The 18,641-nt window shown below is 67.1% G+C and carries 20 protein-coding genes; 14 read left to right on the forward strand and 6 right to left on the reverse strand.

The annotated features are described in order from the left end of the window. Window positions 1–79 precede the first annotated feature (79 nt). The 4 genes from tuf to V1Y59_RS00300 all read left to right on the forward strand — a co-directional run bounded on the left by tuf (window position 80) and on the right by V1Y59_RS00300 (window position 3,790). Entirely contained in the window at window positions 80–1,270 is a 1,191-nt protein-coding gene (gene tuf, locus V1Y59_RS00285; RefSeq protein ID WP_235723556.1) for an elongation factor Tu, read from the forward strand. Window positions 1,271–1,571: 301 nt separating this feature from the next. Continuing rightward, window positions 1,572–2,540 (forward strand): alpha/beta hydrolase, encoded by a 969-nt coding sequence (locus tag V1Y59_RS00290; RefSeq protein ID WP_431309067.1) that lies wholly within the window; start codon window positions 1,572–1,574, stop codon window positions 2,538–2,540. 138 nt (window positions 2,541–2,678) lie between these two features. Beyond that, entirely contained in the window at window positions 2,679–2,969 is a 291-nt protein-coding gene (locus tag V1Y59_RS00295; protein WP_330502859.1) for a hypothetical protein, read from the forward strand. A gap of 65 nt (window positions 2,970–3,034) precedes the next feature. Then, entirely contained in the window at window positions 3,035–3,790 is a 756-nt protein-coding gene (locus V1Y59_RS00300) for an alpha/beta fold hydrolase (RefSeq protein ID WP_330502860.1), read from the forward strand. Window positions 3,791–4,045: 255 nt separating this feature from the next. Here the strand turns inward: V1Y59_RS00300 and V1Y59_RS00305 are convergent, their stop codons facing one another. Next, window positions 4,046–4,978 carry an oxygenase MpaB family protein gene (locus V1Y59_RS00305; protein ID WP_330502861.1) on the reverse strand — a complete coding sequence of 311 codons (933 nt, stop codon included), beginning with the start codon at window positions 4,976–4,978 and terminating at the stop codon, window positions 4,046–4,048. Between the two features lie 80 nt (window positions 4,979–5,058). Between V1Y59_RS00305 and V1Y59_RS00310 the strand changes: the two genes are divergently transcribed. The 4 genes from V1Y59_RS00310 to V1Y59_RS00325 all read left to right on the forward strand — a co-directional run bounded on the left by V1Y59_RS00310 (window position 5,059) and on the right by V1Y59_RS00325 (window position 9,035). Next, window positions 5,059–6,042, forward strand: coding sequence for an o-succinylbenzoate synthase (locus V1Y59_RS00310; RefSeq protein ID WP_330502862.1), 984 nt, complete (start codon window positions 5,059–5,061; stop codon window positions 6,040–6,042). A gap of 108 nt (window positions 6,043–6,150) precedes the next feature. Further along, window positions 6,151–7,512 carry a cytochrome P450 gene (locus V1Y59_RS00315; protein ID WP_330502863.1) on the forward strand — a complete coding sequence of 454 codons (1,362 nt, stop codon included), beginning with the start codon at window positions 6,151–6,153 and terminating at the stop codon, window positions 7,510–7,512. Beyond that, window positions 7,509–8,120, forward strand: coding sequence for a TetR/AcrR family transcriptional regulator (locus V1Y59_RS00320; RefSeq protein WP_330502864.1), 612 nt, complete (start codon window positions 7,509–7,511; stop codon window positions 8,118–8,120). The genes V1Y59_RS00315 and V1Y59_RS00320 overlap by 4 nt, the downstream gene beginning before the upstream one ends. A 51-nt stretch (window positions 8,121–8,171) precedes the next feature. Then, window positions 8,172–9,035, forward strand: coding sequence for an SDR family oxidoreductase (locus V1Y59_RS00325; RefSeq protein ID WP_330502865.1), 864 nt, complete (start codon window positions 8,172–8,174; stop codon window positions 9,033–9,035). Between the two features lie 343 nt (window positions 9,036–9,378). Here the strand turns inward: V1Y59_RS00325 and V1Y59_RS00330 are convergent, their stop codons facing one another. Together V1Y59_RS00330 and V1Y59_RS00335 are read right to left on the reverse strand one after the other, a co-directional pair. Then, window positions 9,379–10,263 (reverse strand): universal stress protein, encoded by an 885-nt coding sequence (locus V1Y59_RS00330; protein WP_330502866.1) that lies wholly within the window; start codon window positions 10,261–10,263, stop codon window positions 9,379–9,381. Beyond that, a complete protein-coding gene (locus V1Y59_RS00335) occupies window positions 10,260–11,720 on the reverse strand; it encodes an amino acid permease (RefSeq protein ID WP_330502867.1) in 1,461 nt (486 codons plus the stop codon). The genes V1Y59_RS00330 and V1Y59_RS00335 overlap by 4 nt, the downstream gene beginning before the upstream one ends. Before the next feature lie 153 nt (window positions 11,721–11,873). Here V1Y59_RS00335 and V1Y59_RS00340 point away from each other — a divergent pair, with 153 nt between their 5' ends. From V1Y59_RS00340 to V1Y59_RS00365, 6 genes are all read left to right on the forward strand, one after another. Next, on the forward strand, window positions 11,874–12,455 hold the full coding sequence (locus tag V1Y59_RS00340) for a hypothetical protein (protein ID WP_330502868.1): 582 nt from the start codon (window positions 11,874–11,876) through the stop codon (window positions 12,453–12,455). Continuing rightward, window positions 12,452–12,970, forward strand: coding sequence for a hypothetical protein (locus V1Y59_RS00345; RefSeq protein ID WP_330502869.1), 519 nt, complete (start codon window positions 12,452–12,454; stop codon window positions 12,968–12,970). The genes V1Y59_RS00340 and V1Y59_RS00345 overlap by 4 nt, the downstream gene beginning before the upstream one ends. Continuing rightward, entirely contained in the window at window positions 12,970–13,617 is a 648-nt protein-coding gene (locus V1Y59_RS00350; protein WP_330502870.1) for a hypothetical protein, read from the forward strand. The genes V1Y59_RS00345 and V1Y59_RS00350 overlap by 1 nt, the downstream gene beginning before the upstream one ends. Beyond that, window positions 13,614–14,183, forward strand: a complete 570-nt coding sequence (locus V1Y59_RS00355; protein ID WP_330502871.1) for a hypothetical protein — start codon at window positions 13,614–13,616, stop codon at window positions 14,181–14,183. The genes V1Y59_RS00350 and V1Y59_RS00355 overlap by 4 nt, the downstream gene beginning before the upstream one ends. A gap of 97 nt (window positions 14,184–14,280) precedes the next feature. After that, window positions 14,281–15,495: an NAD(P)/FAD-dependent oxidoreductase gene (locus tag V1Y59_RS00360; protein ID WP_330502872.1), complete on the forward strand. Its 1,215-nt coding sequence runs from the start codon at window positions 14,281–14,283 to the stop codon at window positions 15,493–15,495. Further along, a complete protein-coding gene (locus V1Y59_RS00365; RefSeq protein WP_330502873.1) occupies window positions 15,495–16,217 on the forward strand; it encodes a DNA alkylation repair protein in 723 nt (240 codons plus the stop codon). Before V1Y59_RS00360 ends, V1Y59_RS00365 begins: the two co-directional genes overlap by 1 nt. Before the next feature lie 164 nt (window positions 16,218–16,381). Here V1Y59_RS00365 and V1Y59_RS00370 read toward each other — a convergent pair whose 3' ends face one another. From V1Y59_RS00370 to mftR, 3 genes are all read right to left on the reverse strand, one after another. Next, a complete protein-coding gene (locus V1Y59_RS00370; protein WP_330502874.1) occupies window positions 16,382–16,750 on the reverse strand; it encodes a DoxX family protein in 369 nt (122 codons plus the stop codon). 42 nt (window positions 16,751–16,792) lie between these two features. Next, window positions 16,793–17,848 carry a ferredoxin--NADP reductase gene (locus V1Y59_RS00375; protein ID WP_330432808.1) on the reverse strand — a complete coding sequence of 352 codons (1,056 nt, stop codon included), beginning with the start codon at window positions 17,846–17,848 and terminating at the stop codon, window positions 16,793–16,795. Between the two features lie 131 nt (window positions 17,849–17,979). Beyond that, window positions 17,980–18,600 carry a mycofactocin system transcriptional regulator MftR gene (mftR, locus tag V1Y59_RS00380; RefSeq protein ID WP_330502875.1) on the reverse strand — a complete coding sequence of 207 codons (621 nt, stop codon included), beginning with the start codon at window positions 18,598–18,600 and terminating at the stop codon, window positions 17,980–17,982. Between the last annotated feature and the right edge of the window lie 41 nt (window positions 18,601–18,641).

Raw genomic sequence — 18,641 nt, forward strand, 5'->3', positions numbered from 1 at the left:
GCGGGCGCAACAACGTAAGTGAACAACTCCTGCTGGGATCCGCCCAGTAGGACAACAACAGTCCAGGAGGACAAACAAAGTGGCGAAGGCGAAGTTCGAGCGGACCAAGCCGCACGTGAACATCGGCACCATCGGTCACGTCGACCACGGCAAGACCACGCTGACCGCGGCCATCACCAAGGTGCTGCACGACAAGTTCCCGGAGCTCAACCAGAGCTTCGCGTTCGATCAGATCGACAAGGCTCCCGAAGAGAAGGCTCGTGGTATCACGATCAACATCTCGCATGTGGAGTACGAGACCGACAAGCGCCACTACGCGCACGTCGACGCTCCTGGTCACGCTGACTACATCAAGAACATGATCACCGGTGCGGCCCAGATGGACGGTGCGATCCTCGTGGTCGCAGCCACCGATGGTCCGATGCCGCAGACCCGTGAGCACGTGCTGCTGGCCCGCCAGGTCGGTGTGCCCTACATCCTGGTCGCCCTGAACAAGGCCGACATGGTCGACGACGACGAGATCATCGAGCTCGTCGAGATGGAGGTCCGCGAACTGCTGGCCGCCCAGGAGTTCGACGAGGAAGCACCGGTCGTGAAGGTCTCGGCGCTCAAGGCGCTCGAGGGCGACGCCGAGTGGGTCAAGTCGGTCGAGGAGCTCATGTCGGCCGTCGACGAGTCGATCCCGGACCCGGTCCGCGAGACCGACAAGCCGTTCCTCATGCCCGTCGAGGACGTCTTCACCATCACCGGCCGCGGCACCGTGGTCACCGGTCGTGTGGAGCGCGGCGAGGTCAACGTGAACGAGGAAGTCGAGATCGTCGGCATCCGTGACAAGTCCACCAAGACCACCGTCACCGGTATCGAGATGTTCCACAAGCTGCTCGATTCGGCACAGGCAGGCGACAACGCCGGTCTGCTGCTGCGCGGCCTCAAGCGTGAGGACGTCGAGCGCGGTCAGGTCATCGTGAAGCCGGGCACCACGACTCCGCACACGGAGTTCGAGGGCCAGGCCTACATCCTGAGCAAGGACGAGGGTGGACGCCACACCCCGTTCTTCAACAACTACCGTCCGCAGTTCTACTTCCGTACCACCGACGTGACCGGAGTCGTGACCCTCCCCGAGGGCACCGAGATGGTCATGCCGGGCGACAACACCGAGATGAGCGTCAAGCTCATCCAGCCGGTCGCCATGGACGAGGGCCTGCGCTTCGCCATCCGCGAGGGTGGCCGCACCGTCGGTGCGGGTCGAGTCACCAAGATCAACAAGTGACACTGTCACTCATGATCTGACTCACTGAGTCGAGAAGGCGCCCGGTCACGAAAGTGGCCGGGCGCCTTTCGCTTTCCGGCGGGCTACTGGCGCGGGTTCACTCGGTTCGCGCGGGTCGGCTCGGTTCGCGCGGGCCGTCGACGAGTCGCGTTGTCCGAACCGACCCGCGGGATCCGAGATGACCCGCGTCCAGTGATAACTCCAGCAACATCCGCCACTTTGGTAACAGCGCGGTTTCGGTCTGTCGCTGCTCTGGTCACAGGTGTGGCAAGCCACTCGGACAACGGATTACGGTTCTGCGGTGCCGGTACTCTCCATGCGCCCACGCCGATTGGCGAAGCGGCGCCGATTCCTGGTCTGTCTGCTCGTCTCAGCCACCATCGTCGGCATCGGTTCCGTCGAGGCCGGAAACGCGAGCGCGGCGTCCTTCGGCCGGTTCTACGTCTCCGGATGCGGCATGCCGACGACGCCGGTCGACATGTGGACCCGGTGGGGCAACTACAAGACGGTCATCGCCCTCGATGGACTGCGCGCGACCGGCGACAAGAGCGGCTGGCGGCACGAGACGCGTATCCAGCGGATCGCCGATTCGGGCGTCAACGTGATCCAGCCCGTCGGTGGCCTGGCCAGCTTCTACACCGACTGGGAGTCGGCCAGCCCGGGCAACAAGGTCAAGTACCGCTACCGGTGGACCTGTCGGCTCAAGACCATCATCAACGAACTCGACGCGCGCGGACTCGCGGTCGGTCCGCGCGGCAAGTACGCCATGATGGGTATCTCGATGGGCGGCAACGCCGCGATGATCTTCGGTGCGTACCACCGCAAGCGGATCTCCCACATCTTCTCGATGTCGGGCTTCCTGAACCCATCCGCGCCGACGATGCGCGAGGCGGTGCGCCTCGCATTGATCGACGCCGGGATGGCCGCCGGTGTGGGCCCGTTCAGCGCCGACGCCATGTGGGGCCCGCCCTGGCACAACCGCTGGATCGCGAACGACTCTGTCGCCCAACTCGACCGGATGCGGGGCATGCGGGTCCGGGTCGGCGCCGCTTCCGGCGTGTGGGGTAAGTACAACACCGACGCGATCGGCTCGATCAAGGGCACACCCCTCGAGGTGATCTCACTCGCACAGACCCGAACCTTCGAGATCGCCGCCGCCATCACCGGCGTCCGGATCACCACGGACTACCCCGCGGTCGGCACACACCAGTGGGGCTACTGGCAGGACATGGTTCTCGAGGCCAAGCGCAGTGGTTGGTTCCGGGACTGATTCGATCCGTTGACAGATCCCCGTACCGACAAACGCCGCGAGCGCGGCCGCTCGGGGTGATGAACAGCGTCGCCCTGCAGAAGCCGTGAGAGAGATCTGATCACGCACCGTTTCGAGCCGGCGTGACACTCTGGGAACATGTCCCGTCCGCAACGAACTCCCGACGGTCGGCACGTCGTCGTGAACGGTCGGAAGTGGCGGGCAACGGACCCACTGATCCCCGAGGAACGGCGGGCTGAGCTGCAGTCGATCCTGATGGCGTGGCGCCGAGATGTGAAACGCACGAGGGGCGCGCCGGAGTCACGCCGGGGCGTGCAGGCAGCGAAGGTCGCGTTGGGTGAGCGCGGGACGCCATGGTGGGAGCAAACCGACGACGAACGCCGCCGCAGGTGGGAGGCTCACATCGCGCGGCCGGAAGGCGGGGTTTGATTCTGACGTTACAGCGCCGTGCACCCGACTTGTGTCCGGGCTGCGGTTTGACGTATGAGAATCACGTGCGCGTGCTGAATCGATCGAACCCGACCGGTGATCTGGCGCTGGGCGTCCGGGTCTCAGGTCACGACGGGCAACGTCCGCCGGTGTTGCTGGTACATGGCATGGCCGGCGATCACACCACGTGGCGTGCGTTCGCGAGTGCGCTGCGTCGTGCGGGGCGGCAGGTGATCTCGGTCGACTTGCGTGGACACGGCCGCAGCGGTCATGCGCCCACGTACCTGCTCGATGACTTTCGCGATGACCTCGAGTTCGTACTCGACGAGCTCGACATCGGCGTGACCGACATCGTCGCGCACTCGCTCGGTGCGCACACCGTGCTACGCCTGGCGATGGCGATACCCGACCGGGTGCGACGGCTGGTACTCGAGGAGGTCCCGCCGATGCCGCGTGACCAGGCCCACGTCGACGAGGGCATCGTCGTCGCCGCGTCACTCGGCGAACGTGTACGCGGAGTCGGCGCCGCGGTACGGAATCCGTGGCCACTGATCCGGTTCGATCGCCGCGTGGGCACCGAGGTGGGCCGGCAGTTCGAGACTCCCGACCCCGATTGGTGGGCACGCCTCGACGTCGTCGCCGCATCCACCCTGGTGATCTCCGGTGGCCGGCGGAGCTTCTTGCCGCCCCGTCACCTGCGCACCCTTTGCGAGACGCTGCCCGCCGCCCGATTCGTCGAGATCGATGCGGGTCACAGCGTGCATCGCGACAAGCCAGCCGAATTCGCTGCTGTCGCGGGGGAATTCGTGCAGAGCAGCTGACCTGGGACGATTCGGCGGAAATCGATCGGCGGGGTGCGTCCGCAAACGCGGCACCCGACGCCCGCCAACAGTCCTCACCGAGTGGTCCTTCGCCGGAGACCATTCACGTGGGACGCCCAGTCAACTGAAAACGGCGCCCAGTCAACTGAAAACGGCGCCCAGTCAACTGAAAACGGCGCCCAGTCAACTGAAAACGGCGCCCAGTCAACTGAAAACGGCGCCCAGTCAACCGAAAACGGCGCCCAGTCGAGACGGTCAGGCGGCCCGCTTGTTGTACAGCGGTCGCGGATCCACCCCGATCTCGCGCCAAGCCTGATACGCCCACGGCACGTACAGCCACTTGATCGGTAGGCGGTTGAATGCCGGGTTCAACGCTCGCATCGTCGCGGCGAAACGTTGGAAGTTCTTCTCCCGTTTGGCATCCCACTTCAGTCCGCAGACGTCGCGCATCTGTTGCGGCAGTGTCCCGACGATCACGGTGCGCAGGAAGGCGTTCAGCGGTGCCGAGGCGACCTTCCACACCGGGGCGGGGATCTTCTTCGGCCGCGGCAGGCCCTGACGGATGTAGCCGGTGGCATAGACGACGGTCTTGTGCGGGACGAAGCGATCGAGCATGTCGTCCCAGTACTCGAGGAACTCCTCGTAGGTCTGCGGCTGACTGCGCGAGCTCACGCCGTACAGGTCGTACCAGACCTTGCTCTCCTCGAAGATCTGCACCTTCTCGGCGTAGCTGAGTCGGCGGATGAAGGTGTCGGTGATGTACAGCACCTGGTCGACGAATGTCGCGTGGGCCCAGTAGAAGAGTTCAGGATTCAGGGCGTGGTATCGCGAGCCGTCGCTGATGGTGCCCTTGATGTCGCGATGGAAGTCGCGGACGGTCCGACCCCACTTCTGGGGCTCGGTGCTGTAGACGGTCTTCATCACCGGTGGGCCGGTGCGCTTGGCCCGGCCGAGGAAGTCGTCGAAGATCACCGAGTGGTCCAGCACCGCCTGGCCGAGTTGCTCGATGCAGTTCTCCGTGCCGGCGAGGCGTTGAAAGCCGAGGATGCCGCGGCTGTCCCCGTAGAACTTCCAGATCAGCGAATCGGCGCCCAGGCGGGGCGAGGGCAGGGCCGAGTCCGGGTCGTCGGGCTCGATCATCGGCTCGGCCTCGCGGATCGAGCGCTCGTAGTCCTGGTTGACTGACATGTCAGGAAGGGTAACCCAGGTTGGAACGGAACGAAAGATTTGTTTCAACGTGGGATGTAGGCCGACGAGTGGAGGTACCTGTGGTCGAGGACCTGCCCGGACCCGACGAACTGCTGGCCGAGTCGTTCGTTCTCCGGCTGCCCATGCGCACCCGCTTCCGCGGGATCACCGCGCGCGAGATGATCGTGTTCCGCGGGCCGGCCGGCTGGGGGGAGTTCGGTCCGTTCGTCGAGTACGGCGACGTCGAGTCCGCGGCATGGTTGGCGGCGGGCATCGAGTCCGCCTACCTCGGCCCACCCGAGCAGGTCCGAGACAGGGTGGCGGTGAACGCGACCGTGCCCGCGGTCGATGCGGACCGGGTGGCGGAGATCCTCGCGCGGTACCCGGGTGCGACGACCGCGAAGGTGAAGGTCGCCGAACGTGGCCAGACCCTGGCCGACGACATCGCCCGCGTCGACGCAGCGCGTGAGGTCGTTCCGGCGGTTCGGGTCGACGCCAACGGCGGCTGGTCGGTCGAGCAGGCGATCGACGCCATCCGGGCGATCGGAGACGTCGAGTACGTCGAACAGCCGTGCGCCACCGTGCCGGAACTCGCGGCGGTGCGCCGAGCCGTCGACGTGCCGATCGCGGCCGACGAATCGATCCGCAAGGCCGACGACCCGTATCGGGTGGTGGCCGCCGACGCCGCCGACATCGCGATCGTCAAGGTGGCGCCGCTCGGCGGGATGCGCGCGACGCTCGAACTCGCCGACACCATCGGGCTGCCGGTCGTGGTGTCGTCGGCGCTGGATTCGGCGGTCGGGATGGCGGCCGGAGTGGCCGCCGCCGCCGCGTTGCCCCGCCTCGACCACGCGTGCGGGTTGGGTACCGGGAGCATGTTCACCGACGACGTCGCGGAGCCCTTCGTGCCGGACGGCGGGCTGGTGGAGCCGCGATGGTTCACCGGCGACCTCCGCCCGCATGCACAGTCGCGTGCCGCTTCGGATCGTGAGCGGTGGTGGCGGGAACGCCTGGTGCGCTGTCATGCGGTGCTGGCGGGCGGACCCGCCGTTCGGGACGCGTAGCGGTACTAGAAACATTTTCCGTTTTCTGTTCCAATAGACTGATCATGCGACGCGGATCACGTGGATCGACGCATCGCACGACGTGGATCGGGGACGAGGAGAGTGGCTATGAGCTCGACAGGGACAGCGCAGCGGTCGGAAGTGTTCGCGGAGGCGCCGGCAGGCAGTGACCTGCTGGCGGTGCCGACGGCGCAGCGCAACGGGATCCTGGAGATGATGTCGATGCGACGCGATCCCTTCGCGTTCGGCGACGAGCGCCTGGCGCGGTTCGGTCAGGTCTCCGGCCTCAACGCGCTGGGAGTCAAGATGGTGATCGCGGCGGGGCCGCGGGCCGCCGACGAAGTCCTGATGAACCGCGACAAGGCGTTCGCGAACGGACCGGCGTGGAGCTACTTCATCGGCCCGTTCTTCAACCGGGGCATCATGCTCCTCGATTTCGACGAGCACCGCCATCACCGGCACATCCTGCAGCAGGCGTTCACGCCGTCGACGCTCAAGGGCTACATGCAGGAGATGCAGCCGATGATCGCCGAGCGCGTCGCCGACCTCCCGACCGGGCAGGTCAAGATGTTCGACGAGTTCAAGAGCCTCACCCTCGACGTCGCGCTCGAGGTCTTCCTCGGGCTCGAACTGCCCAAGGATCAGGCGGACAAGATCAACAAGGCGTTCATCGACACGGTGCGCGCCGGGGTCGCCTACGTGCGCAAGCCGGTGCCCGGCGGACGATGGTGGAAGGGCTTGCGGGGCCGCAAGATCCTGGAGGAGTTCTTCTACGAGAACATTGCCGCCAAGCGTGCCCGCGAGACCCCTGACCTCTTCTCGGTGCTGTGTCACGTCGAGGGTGACGACGGGGAGCGGTTCACCGACGAGGACGTGGTGAACCACATGATCTTCGTGTTGATGGCCGCGCACGACACGTCGACGATCACCATGACGCAGATGGCCTACCGGATGGCGAAGGCGCCGGAATGGCAGCAGCAGGCTCGCGAGCAGTCCCTCGAACTCAACCCGGAACTCGGTTATGACGACCTCGCCAAGCTCTCGGTTCTCGACCTGGTGCTCAAGGAGTCGCTGCGGATGTGTCCGCCGGTGCCGGCGCAGCCCCGGATGGCAGTCAAGGACACCTCTGTGCAGGGGTTCTTCGTGCCGAAGGGGTCGATGGTCACCGTGCCGCAGCTGACCAATCATCGCGACCCGGAGTTCTACACCAACCCGGACATGTTCGACCCCGAGCGCTTCACGAAGGAGCGCAAAGAGGACAAGGGCCATCGGATGGCGTGGATGCCGTTCGGCGGCGGGGTCCACAAGTGCATCGGGCTGTATTTTGGCCAGATGGAGATCAAGACGATCCTGCACCACCTGCTGCGCGACTACGAGTGGTCGGTGCCCGACAGCTATCAGATGCCGATGGACTACAGCGCGCTGCCGGTACCGAAAGACAAACTGCCCGTCGACCTCCGGCGCCGATGACACCGGCGTCGACGTCGCAGACGAAGACTGCGCGCAAAGCCCGCAACACCGCCAGCCCCGAAGACCAGGAGCAGGCGATCCTCGCAGCCGCCGAGGCCGAGTTCACCTCTGTCGGTGTGCGTCGCGCGAACATGGACGAGGTGGCGGTCCAGGCCGGCGTGAGTCGCAGCACCCTGTATCGGCGTTTCCCCAAAAAGGAAGCGCTGCTGCTCGCGGTGGCCAACGACCTGTACGAGCGCGGTATGCACCGACTGACGCAGGCGGTTGTCGGCCTGGGTCCGGCCGAGGCGGTCGTGGAGGCGTTTGCCGAAGGGGCGGTGATGATCTCCGAGGACCCGCTGATGCGCCGGCTGGTGCTCACCGACTCGGAGATGAAGGGCATCACCTCGGCGGTGACCGCACTGTTCGTCGACATGGTCACCGACCGCGTCGCCGCCACACTGCGTGACGCGGGTGCGACGATGCCCGACGAGGATCTGCACCAGGCGGTGGAACTGCATGTCCGCCTGGTCATCTCCTACCTCGAGGTGCCCACGTCCGACGACCGTCAGCACCCCGATGCGGTCCGTGATCTCGCCGCGAAGTTCCTCGCACCGATGATCTGGTGACCGCCGCCGACCACCTCCACGCTCGTGGACTCCTCATGGAAGGTTCTTCTGATGTCTGTTCGTGATCTGCTGCGCCGTGGACCCGACCGCGACGAGATCCGTGCTGCACTGCGCGGCAAGGTGATCGCGATCACCGGCGGAGCCCGCGGGATCGGATTCGAGACCGCGACGCAGTTGTTCGATGCGGGTGCGGTCGTCGCGCTCGGCGACATCGACGACGACGCCGTGGGCAAGGCGGCGGCTGACCTGGGCGTCGAGGGGTTCACCGTCGACGTGACCGACCGCGCCTCGTTCGCGGACTTCCTCGACGCGGTCGAGACGGCCGTCGGTCCGATCGACGTGCTCATCAACAACGCGGGGATCATGCCCGTCGGCGATTTCCTCTCCTACGACGACGCACTGATCCGACGGACCTACGACATCGACGTCATCGGCGTGATCACCGGCACGCAGTTGGCCGCGCGGAGGATGGTTGCGCGCGGGCAGGGCCAGGTCGTCAACATCGCCTCGGTTGCGGGCCGGCTGCCGACGCCGGGTCTCACCATCTACAACGGCGCCAAGGCGGCCGTGATCGAGTTCTCCGAGGCGCTCGACGCCGAACTCGAGAACACTGGCGTGCGGATCAGCACGGTGTTGCCCACGTTCACCCGGACGGGACTCATCTCGGGTCTGAACACCAACAGCATGGTGCGGGCGATCGAACCCGAAGAGGTGGCGGCGCAGGTGCTCTCGATCATCGCCCGGCCCCGGGTGCGGCTGACCGCGCCGCGGTCGATGGCGTGGACCCACGCGAACCCGATGTTCCCGCAGCGCATGAAGCGGGCGTCGCGTCGGATGACCAAGCTCGACACCATGTTCCTCGACTTCGATCATGGACGGCGCGCCGAGTACTCGCGTCGGATCGGCGCGGAGTAGCGACTCTTACGGTGGTCGAGTAGCCGCCCCGTCCGTTGGTTGAGTAGCCGCGCGAGCGTGCATGGCGGCGTGCCCATTTCGGTGGTTGAGTAGCCGCGCGAGCGTGCATGCCGCGTATCCCTTCCGGTGGTTGAGTAGCCGCGCGAGCTTGCGAGCCGGCGTATCGAAACCCGGTGAGCGGGATCTCGATACGGCGCCTCGCTTCGCTCGGTGCCTACTCGATCCGCGGGGGATACGGCGCTTCGCTCGGTGCCTACACTCGATCCGCGGGGGATACGGCGGTTCGCTCGGTGCCTACTCGATTAGCGGATGGGCGGTGCCTACCCGATCGGCGGGGACTCCGTCACCTGGGCAACACCACCACCGGAACCGACGAGTGCCGAATGATCTTGGCGGCACGGGAACCCAGGAACACCTGGGACAGCACGCCTTCGCGGGTGCTACCCAGGAAGAGCACCTCGCCCTCGATCCAGTCGATGGAGTCGAAGGCCTCGCGGTACCCGCGTCCCGCGGCGACCGCGCATTCCGTGTCCGACGGTATGGAGCCGTCGTCGAGCAGTTCGCGGTGGGCCTGCGCGGACTGCTCCTGCCATTGTTCGAGCACGGCATCTTCGGTGCTGAGCCCCACGAGTGGCGGGTACATCGCACCGCCCCGCACCGCGAACGTGATCACCCGCAAGGGTTTGCCCATGCGAGCGGACAGAGTTCGCCCGCGTTCGAGGACCGCGCGCGAGGCATTGTCGGCACCGGTGATCGCCACGGTCACCCTGGTCAGTTGACCGTGCTTCGGCGACCGGTAGCCGCGAGGGCTGATGCCGACCGCGACCGGTGAACGGTGCATGAGGGTGTCGCCGGTGGAACCGACCACGATCTGCCCGAGTTGGCCGTCGCCGGTCGAACTGATCACGATGCCGTCGGCGGAGAGCTCGACGGCGCAGTCGATGAGCGCGCGTGACGCCGTCCGATGGTCGAGTCGCCGGAACTCCCACGACAACTCGGGAGGGTAGATCTCCATGTAGTCGGTGATCTCCTGCCGCGCCTTCTCGACGACCTGATCGGTCCAGGCGGTGAACTCCGCGTCCACCTTGCCCATCGAGGGAGTGGTCCACGGTTTCGGGACCACCGTCGCGACCACGAGGTCGGTACCGAGCGACTCCGCGGCCATCGCACCGAGTTGGACGCCGCCGGTGCCGCCTTCGCCCTGTACGTACCCGACGAGGATCGTCACTGCGAGACCTCGTCGGCGCTGGGCGCGGGTCCGGCATTGAGCTTGCTGTGCCTACGGCCCCACAGGAAGTAGAACAGCAGCGCCGCGGCGACCCACAGCCCGAAGAACAGGAAGGTGACCGGGGCCAGTCCGCTGAGGATCCAGACGCAGGCCACCACCGACAGCACCGGGGTGACCGGGTATCCGGGCACCTTGAACGGTCGCGGGAGGTCGGGCATGGTGCGCCGCAGGATGACGACACCGATCGACACGGTGATGAACGCGGCGAGGGTACCCACCGACACCAGATCCCAGAGTGCGTCGATCGGCACGAACCCGCCCAGCAGGGCGATGACCCCGCAGACGATCACGGTGTTGTTCACGGGCACCATCGTTTTCGGGCTGACCTGTGCGAAGGTCTTGGGCAGCAGCCCGTCGCGTCCCATCGCGAACAGGATGCGTGTCTGCCCGTAGATCACCACGAGGGTGACCGAGAAGATCGAGATGACCGCGCCGAGCGCGATGATGTCGCCGACCCACGTCGAACCGGTGACACTGTTGGCGAGTCTCGACAGGCTCGCCTCGTCGTCCGGGCTGAACTCGGTCCACGCCTGGGCGCCGATGGAGGCGACGGCCGTCAGCAGGTAGATGCTGACCACGACGACCAGGGCGCCGACGATGGCTCGCGGCATCGCCTTCTGCGGATTGCGCACCTCGTCGCCGGCGGTGGACACGGCGTCCAGCCCGATGAAGGTGAAGAAGATGACCGCGGCCGCCGACGTCACCCCGGCCATCCCCTCCGGCATGAACGGTGAGAAGTGACTCGACGTGAACGCGGTGAAGCATACCGCCGCGAACAGGAGCAGCACGCCGATCTTGATCGACACCATGATCGTGTTGACCAGTGCCGATTCACTGGCCCCGCGAATCAGGAGAAGCCCGCACATCACGACGAGCACCACCGACGGCAGGTTGATCCACCCGGGGTCGTCGACCCCCCATGGAGCCGCGGTCAACTCGTTCGGGATCGACCAGCCGAAGAGGTTGTTGATCAACTCGTTCAGGTACTGCCCCCACCCGATGGAGGTGGCGGCGGCGGACACGCCGTACTCGAGCATCAGACACGCGCCGATGCCCACGGCGACGACCTCGCCCATCGTCGCGTAGGCATAGGAATAACTCGACCCCGACACGGGGACCGCCGATGCCATCTCCGCGTAGCAGATCGCGGCCAGCCCCGCCGCGATGCCGGCGATGAGGAACGACAGGATCACGGCAGGGCCGGACATGCTGATCGCTTCCGGGATCACGATGAAGATACCGGTGCCGACTGTGGCCCCTACGCCGAAGAAGGTGAGCTGAAAGGTCCCGATACTGCGTTTCAGGTGCGGTTCGTCTGCCGCCTGCCCGGGCGCCCGCGCGCCGACCACGGGCTTACGACGGAAAATTGTGCTCGAAAACGACTGTGCTTGCGTCATCGGCGCTGCCCTTCTCGCAGTTAGTAGTCGATTCTGCGCCCGAAACGTCGCTTTCGCATGGCATCGGCCAAACAGCCGGGACCGCCCGTCGTCCCCGTCGATAGGGTGGACTCCGTCGACGGGGGGTCGACGGACCGGCGGAGAGGACCATCGATGGCCAGGGAAGCCGTGCTCGACGAGGAGCGGGCGGCTCGTGCCGAGTTGCCGCGCGCGGTGGACGATCTGCGCGAACAGGAGGTCAGGGCGGGCCTTCGGCGCCGGTCGCGTGCCGACCGGTGGGCCATCGGGTTGGCGGTGGCTGCGGTTGTCGTCGCCGTGGTCGTGGTGGTGGGTTGGGTCCGCGCGGAGCGCTCCTACACCGATGAGGACTTCCGGCAGGCCGCCACGGAAAGGGTCGAGGTGTTGCTCAGCCCGGACCCCCGGGGCGCCGGGCAGGTGCGCCGGATTCTCGACGGTGCGACGGGTGCGTTCCGTGACGAATTCGCCCAATCGGCCGACGCCTACACCCGATTCGTCGTTTCGCAGGGCACCATCGGCCGCGGCGTCGTCGACGGGGCAGGCGTGTCGGCTCGCTCCGGTGACCGTGCCAGTGTGCTCGTCGCGGCCACCGTGGTGTTCACCGTCCGCCGCGACGACGCCGCGAGTCCCGAACCCGTGCAGCGGTTTCGGCTCAGTGTGCTCGTGGAACCCGACGACGGTCGACTCAAACTCGCGGCGGTGCAGTATCTCCCATGAGTGATCGACGTCCCATGAATGACCGGGGATCACAGGTGATCTCGACGCGGCGTGCCGTCGTCGTCGCATGCGTGTTGGCCGTGACGCTGCTGGTGGTATCGGGTGCGCTCGTCGCACAAGGGCGGCAGCGGGCCGACGACTCGGCCACCGAGCGCACGCGCACCGAATTGCGCCGCGACGCCGGTGAGATCGTCGCACAGGTCTTCTCGGTGGACGTCTCCTCGTGGCGGGCGGACCGTGATCGTGCGCGGGCGTTGATCGGCGGTGAGTTCGCGGATCGGTATGCGACGGAACTGACCCGCCCGCCGGCCGACGGGGTGCGCAGCGTCATCTGGCGACCCGAGGTGGTGGGTGTGGTCGACGCCGAACCGGACCGCGGTCAGACGTTGATCCGGACGTCGGTGACCACGCAGGGCTCGGATGCCGACGAGTCCACAACCGAAAGGCGTTCGATCACTGCACAATTCGATCGGCTGGGGGGTCAGTGGGTGCTGACTGCGGTGGAGGTGCTGTGATGGGCGCCCCCGACGAGACCCGAACGACCTCTGATCCGGCATCCGGCGCCGACGACCTCGCTCGCGCGCGACGACGGGTGGATGATGCCACCCGCGCGGCGCGGCAGGCACGGATCGTGGCTGCAGGAGTTCTCCGGGCACGCGCCCGACGACGCTCGTCGCGCTTCCGCGTCGCTGTGGTCGGGTGTGTCGCGGTGCTCGTGGTCGCTCTCGGTGGGCTGGTCACACTCTGGGTGCAGAACCGTGACGCCGCGGGCGGGACGGCAGCGGAACAGGCAGCGCTCGAGGCGTCGCGAGCGGGGATCGCCGCATTGCTGACCGCCGACCCGGCTGATCCGGCCGCCTACATCGATCGGGCGCTCGCCGTCACCACCGGTGAGCAGCACGATCGGATCCGCGAAGTCGCCGACGCCTTGTCGGCGGAGGTCCGTGGCATGAAGCGGCCGAGCAGCGGCACGGTGCTGTCCGCCGGTCTGGTCAGCGACCCGCCCAGCTACGATGGCACCGTCGCGGTGTCGCTGGTGGTCGCCGAGGCGTCCGACCCGGCACTCGTCGGCGCCGACCCCGGTCAGAACCGGGTGACGGTCGAGGTGACGGTGACCCGTGTCGGTTCGAAATGGCTCATCAGCGGGACGGAGCCGGCATGACACCCGCAGAGAACGCACCGCGCCCGCATCTCGGTCCACGTGCCCGTCGACGCGCCGCTATTGCGGTCGCGGTCGCCGTGGTCGCCGCCGTGCTTGCCGTCGTGGGTTTCATCGCTGCCGAACGGGCCCGCCCGATCCCCGACGACGCACAGCGCACCGCACTGCTGACCGCCACCAGGGATGCCGTCACCGCGTTGACCAACTTCGCCCCGGACTCCGGGGCACAAGCCCGACGGGAGGTGGCAGTCCAGCTCACCGCCCCTCTGGCGTCCGCGTACGAGGTATCCGGCGCCGACGTGATCCTGCCCGGCGCCGTCGCAGCCGGGGTGACGATGACCTCGCGGGTCGTCGGCACGGGCGTCGACTCGTACGGCGACGACACCGCCCGGGTCCTGGTCTTCATCGACCAGACGGTGACGACGCCGCCGTCGGACGGTGCCACGCCTGACGACCAGCAGGCGCGCAACGGGGAACGCACTTCTATCGCTCGGTGGGCGTCTATGCGTAATGTCGAGGGACATTGGCGGCTCGCCGACCTCGATCCGGTCGGCGACGTCACCCGGTGAGGGATGCTCACATGCATTCCCACGGCCGCGCGGCGGCCGGACCCGTGGCGGCAGTTCTGGCCGGCACGGGCGACGAACGTGTCAGGAGGAAGTCATCATGAACGGGTCACCTGCGGGTGTGGTGGTGGTCGGTGCCGGACTGGGCGGTATCCGTGTCGCGGAGAGTTTGCGCAGCAACGACTACCGAGGACCGATCACGCTGATCGGCGCGGAAGCCCACCCGCCCTACGATCGCCCGCCGCTGTCGAAGTCGGTGCTGCTCGGCAAGGACGACCGGGTCGACCTCAAGCCGACCGACTATTTCAGCGATGCATCGGTCACGCTGCGGATCGGTGAGCGGGTGTGCGAGATCTCGCCCGCGGACCACACCGTGACCGTGCAGCGGCTCGACGACGAGGCCACCCGCGAAACCGTGGCCTACGAATCGCTCGTCCTCGCGACGGGGCTGGTGCCCCGCTCCCTCCCGGGTACCGACGGGGTGGCCGGCGTCCACATGCTGCGCACCATCGACGACGCCCTCGCCTTACGCGGCGAGATGGGACAGGCGTCGCGAGCCGTCGTCGTCGGCGCGGGGTTCATCGGCTGCGAGGTCGCCGCCAGCATGGTCCGCACAGGGCTCGCGGTGACACTCGTCGAGCCGGCGCCGTCTCCGTTGGCCGCTGCGCTCGGCACCGGCATCGGTGACCTGATCACCCGGATGCACGTCGCGAACGGCGTCGACGTCCGCACGGGAGTCGGTGTCGACGAGGTGGTCTCGGACGGCACCAAGGTGACCGGTGTGTGGTTGGCCGACGGCACCGAGGTCGCCGCGGACATCGTGGTCGTCGGCATCGGGTCGACCCCGGTCACCGACTATCTCGACGGCTCCGGGATCGAACTCGCGCCACGTGAGTCCGGAGGTGGCATCGCCTGCGACCAACACGGGCTCACCTCGGCCCCCGACGTCTACGCGCTCGGTGACGTCGCCAACTGGCGTACCGAGGACGGCGGTACCCGCCGCGTCGAGCACTGGACCCACACAGTGGAGCAGGCGACCGTTGTCGCACACCGGATCGCACAGACCGACGCGATGATCCCGGCTGCGCCACCGTACTTCTGGAGCGATCAGTACGATCTCAAGATCCAGGTCCTCGGTCGCCCGGAAGCCACCGACGACCTGCATCTCGTCGACGACGACGGAACCAAATTCCTCGCCTACTACAGTCGCGACGGGGTGCTGACCGGCGTGGTGGGTGCCGGCAAGGTCGGTGCCGTGATGAAGACGCGGCCGAAGCTGCTCACGCCGACGCCGATCGCCGAACTCCTGGGCTAGTGTCGGACACCTCGGCCGATATCGAGGCGGCGATCGCCGAACTCGCGGACCCGGTGCGCGCGGCGGGGTCGGCACGGTTCTTCAAGACCGGTCCCGGCCAGTACGGCGAGGGCGATCGGTTCATCGGGGTGACGGTGCCCCAGTTGCGTGCGGTGGCCAAGCGATTCCGCGGCGTCGACGCCGCGACGGTCGACCGGTTGCTGGCGTCGGAGATCCACGAGTACCGACTGGCCGGACTGTTGTTGATGCGGGCCGAGTTCGAACGCTCACCCGACGACTCCACCCGAAGGGGCTGGGTGGATCAGTACCTCGCCGCGCTGGCGGAGGGCCGGGTGAACAACTGGGATCTGGTCGACGCGTCGGCCGATCCAGTCCTCGGCGCGTGGCTGGTTCGGCACGGAGATCATCGCAGGCTCGTCGAACTCGCCTACGAAACCGACCTGTGGATGCGTCGGGCGGGCATCGTCGGGACGTTCGCGTTCCTCAAACACGGTGTGGCGGAGGCGACTCTCGCGGTGGTGCCCGTCGTCATCGACGACCGTCGCGATCTCATCCAGAAGGCGACCGGGTGGATGTTGCGCGAGATGGGCAAGCGGGTCGACCGCGGCCTGCTCACGTCGTATCTGAACGATCACGCACCCCAGATGGGCCGTACCGCACTGAGTTACGCGGTCGAACACCTCGAGGCCGACGAGCGCGCGCACTACCGCTCGCTGCGCTGACGGGTGTGGTCTCGATACGCCACTCACTTCGTTCGCGGCTACTCGACCATCGGAAGGACGGCGTCCGTATCGAGACCTCGTGTGTCGGGGTGCCTGCCCCCTCGCTGGTCGAGTAGGCCCCGAGCTTGCGAGGCGCCGTATCGAGACCTCATACCCCGCAGCCTTCAGCGCGACCCGCGGAACACCTTGATCGCCGCCCAGATCATCGGGAACTGGAACGGCAGGCGGCCGATCGCAGCGGCGCGCATCGCGAGCGGCTTGTCCTTCCACAGTCGCACCATGTTGATGTTGGCGGGGTAGACGGCGATGAACAGTGCTGCGGCCAGAGCCGCGGAGAGCCGGCGGGTCCGCGGGACCAGCAGGCCTGCGCCGATGCCGATCTCGGCAGCCCCGGACGCGTAGGTCAGCGTCCTCGGGTCGGCCGGAATCTCCTCCGGGATGATGTCGTCGAACGGTTTCGGCGCGACGAAGTGCAGCGTGCCGATCGTGATCAGCATTCCTGCCATGAGTCGGGCCAGTCGGTCGGGACTCATCGGTTCCCCCTGGGTCGTGTTGTGGTGCCGGCCGTTCGGATCTCAGAACTCGATCTTGAGGGCATCCGACGTCGGATGCGCCTGGCATCCCAGGATGTACCCGTCGGCGATGTCCTCGGGATCGAGCGCGCCGGTGTTCTCCATCTCGACCGTACCCTCGGTGAGGGTGCAGGCACACGAGCCACACTCACCCTCCTGGCACGAATACGGCGCGTCGAGGCCCGCGGCGAGCATGATGTCGACCAATGAACGCTTGCGCGGCCACCGGAGGTTGTGTGTCTCACCGTCGAGCTCGACCTCGACGGTGGCGGCCTCGGCGTCCTCGGACTCCGTGACCTCCTCGAGTTCGACATCGGCGAACGGGTCCCCGGACAGCGAGTTGTACACCTCGGTGTGGACGTTGTGATGCGGAAAGCCTGCGCCCGCAAGGCCTTTGTGCACGGCGTCCATGAACGGTCCGGGGCCGCAGATGTAGGCGGTGTGGTCTGCGTAGGCGCGGAACAGGGTGGCCAGGGACCGGTCGTCGGGCAGCCCCTGCAGCGATTCCAGCCAGTGGACCAGGGTCAGCCGGTCGGCGTGATCGCGCTGCAGGTCGCGGAGTTCATCGGCGAAGATCACGTCGTCGACGCCGCGGTTGGCATAGAAGAATGTGATCGGCGCGGTGCCCGCGTGCAGGGCGGCCTTCAGGATCGACATCACGGGCGTCACCCCGCTGCCGGCCGCGATCAGCAGGAGCGCGGTGTCGAGGTCCTTGGGGGTGAAGACGCCCGACGGCGGCAGCACCTCGATCTGCGAACCGGGGGAGAGGTTGTCGCACACCCAGTTGGATCCGTAGCCGTCCGAGGTCCGCTTGACCGTCACCTTGGGTAGCCGGTCGGTCTTCGGCGACGATGCCAGGGAGTAGCACCGCGCCACCGAACCGGTGCGGTCGCTCGGGATTCGGAGCGTCAGGAACTGGCCGGGCTTGTACTCGGTGAAGGAGTCGCGGTGCGCGTCGGGGACGTCGAAGACGATCGAGCGCGCGTCGGCGGTCTCGTCGATGACGTCGGTGACCGTCAGGATCACACTCCTCGAGCCATGTGGTGTCAGCTCGGTCATCTCCCACCTCTCCGCCGCTCGAGTCCACCGTGGTCTCGACGACATCTGTCACGCGTCGCTCGGGCGCCATCGTCGCTGTTCAAGCGAAAATGAGAACACGTTCTAGTTCAGTCTACCGCAGCGCCCGCCGATCATGACAGGGCGCTGACGCCCTCCGCAAGCGTACGGCTCCCGGTGATGATGAGGGTCTCCAGATCGGTGGCCGGATCGGCGAGCCACTGGTCGTAGGCGGCGAGGGCGGTGCCCAGGCACATCCAGGCGATCGTCTGCGGGAGGTGGTCGTCGTCGGACAACCCGAGCCGCTGTGCACAGAACTCGGCGACCACCTGTCGCCATTCGGCGTACATGAGCATCGAATGGGCCTGGAGCGCAGGAACGCCGAGCAGCAGTGTCATCCGGCGACGGTGTCCGGCCAGTTCGGCCGGCGGCACCCGGTTGAACGAGATCAGGGCGCGCCGCAGCGCCTCGGCGATGGGTTCGGTCGGCGGGATGTCGGTGAGCAGCGCCCGCATCGCGTCCAGGTGGCCGTCGAAGTCACCCCACGCGATCGCGTTCTTCGACGGGTAGTAACGGAACAGCGTGCGTCGGGCGATGCCGGCCGCGTCGGCGACGTCGTCGACGCTGGTCTCCTCGAAACCGTTGGCGGTGAACAGGTCGATCGCGACCGCGCTGATCTGCGCCCGCGACGTGACCGGTCGCCGGCCTGGTTGGCCGGTCTGCGTCAGGGGAGCCGGCGCGTCGGACGGAGTCATGTCACCTGTCCATTCGGGCAGTTTGGTGCCTGGGGGTGTTT

The sequence above is a fragment of the Gordonia prachuapensis genome, assembly GCF_036350515.1.
In the GTDB taxonomy this organism is placed as follows: domain Bacteria; phylum Actinomycetota; class Actinomycetes; order Mycobacteriales; family Mycobacteriaceae; genus Gordonia; species Gordonia prachuapensis.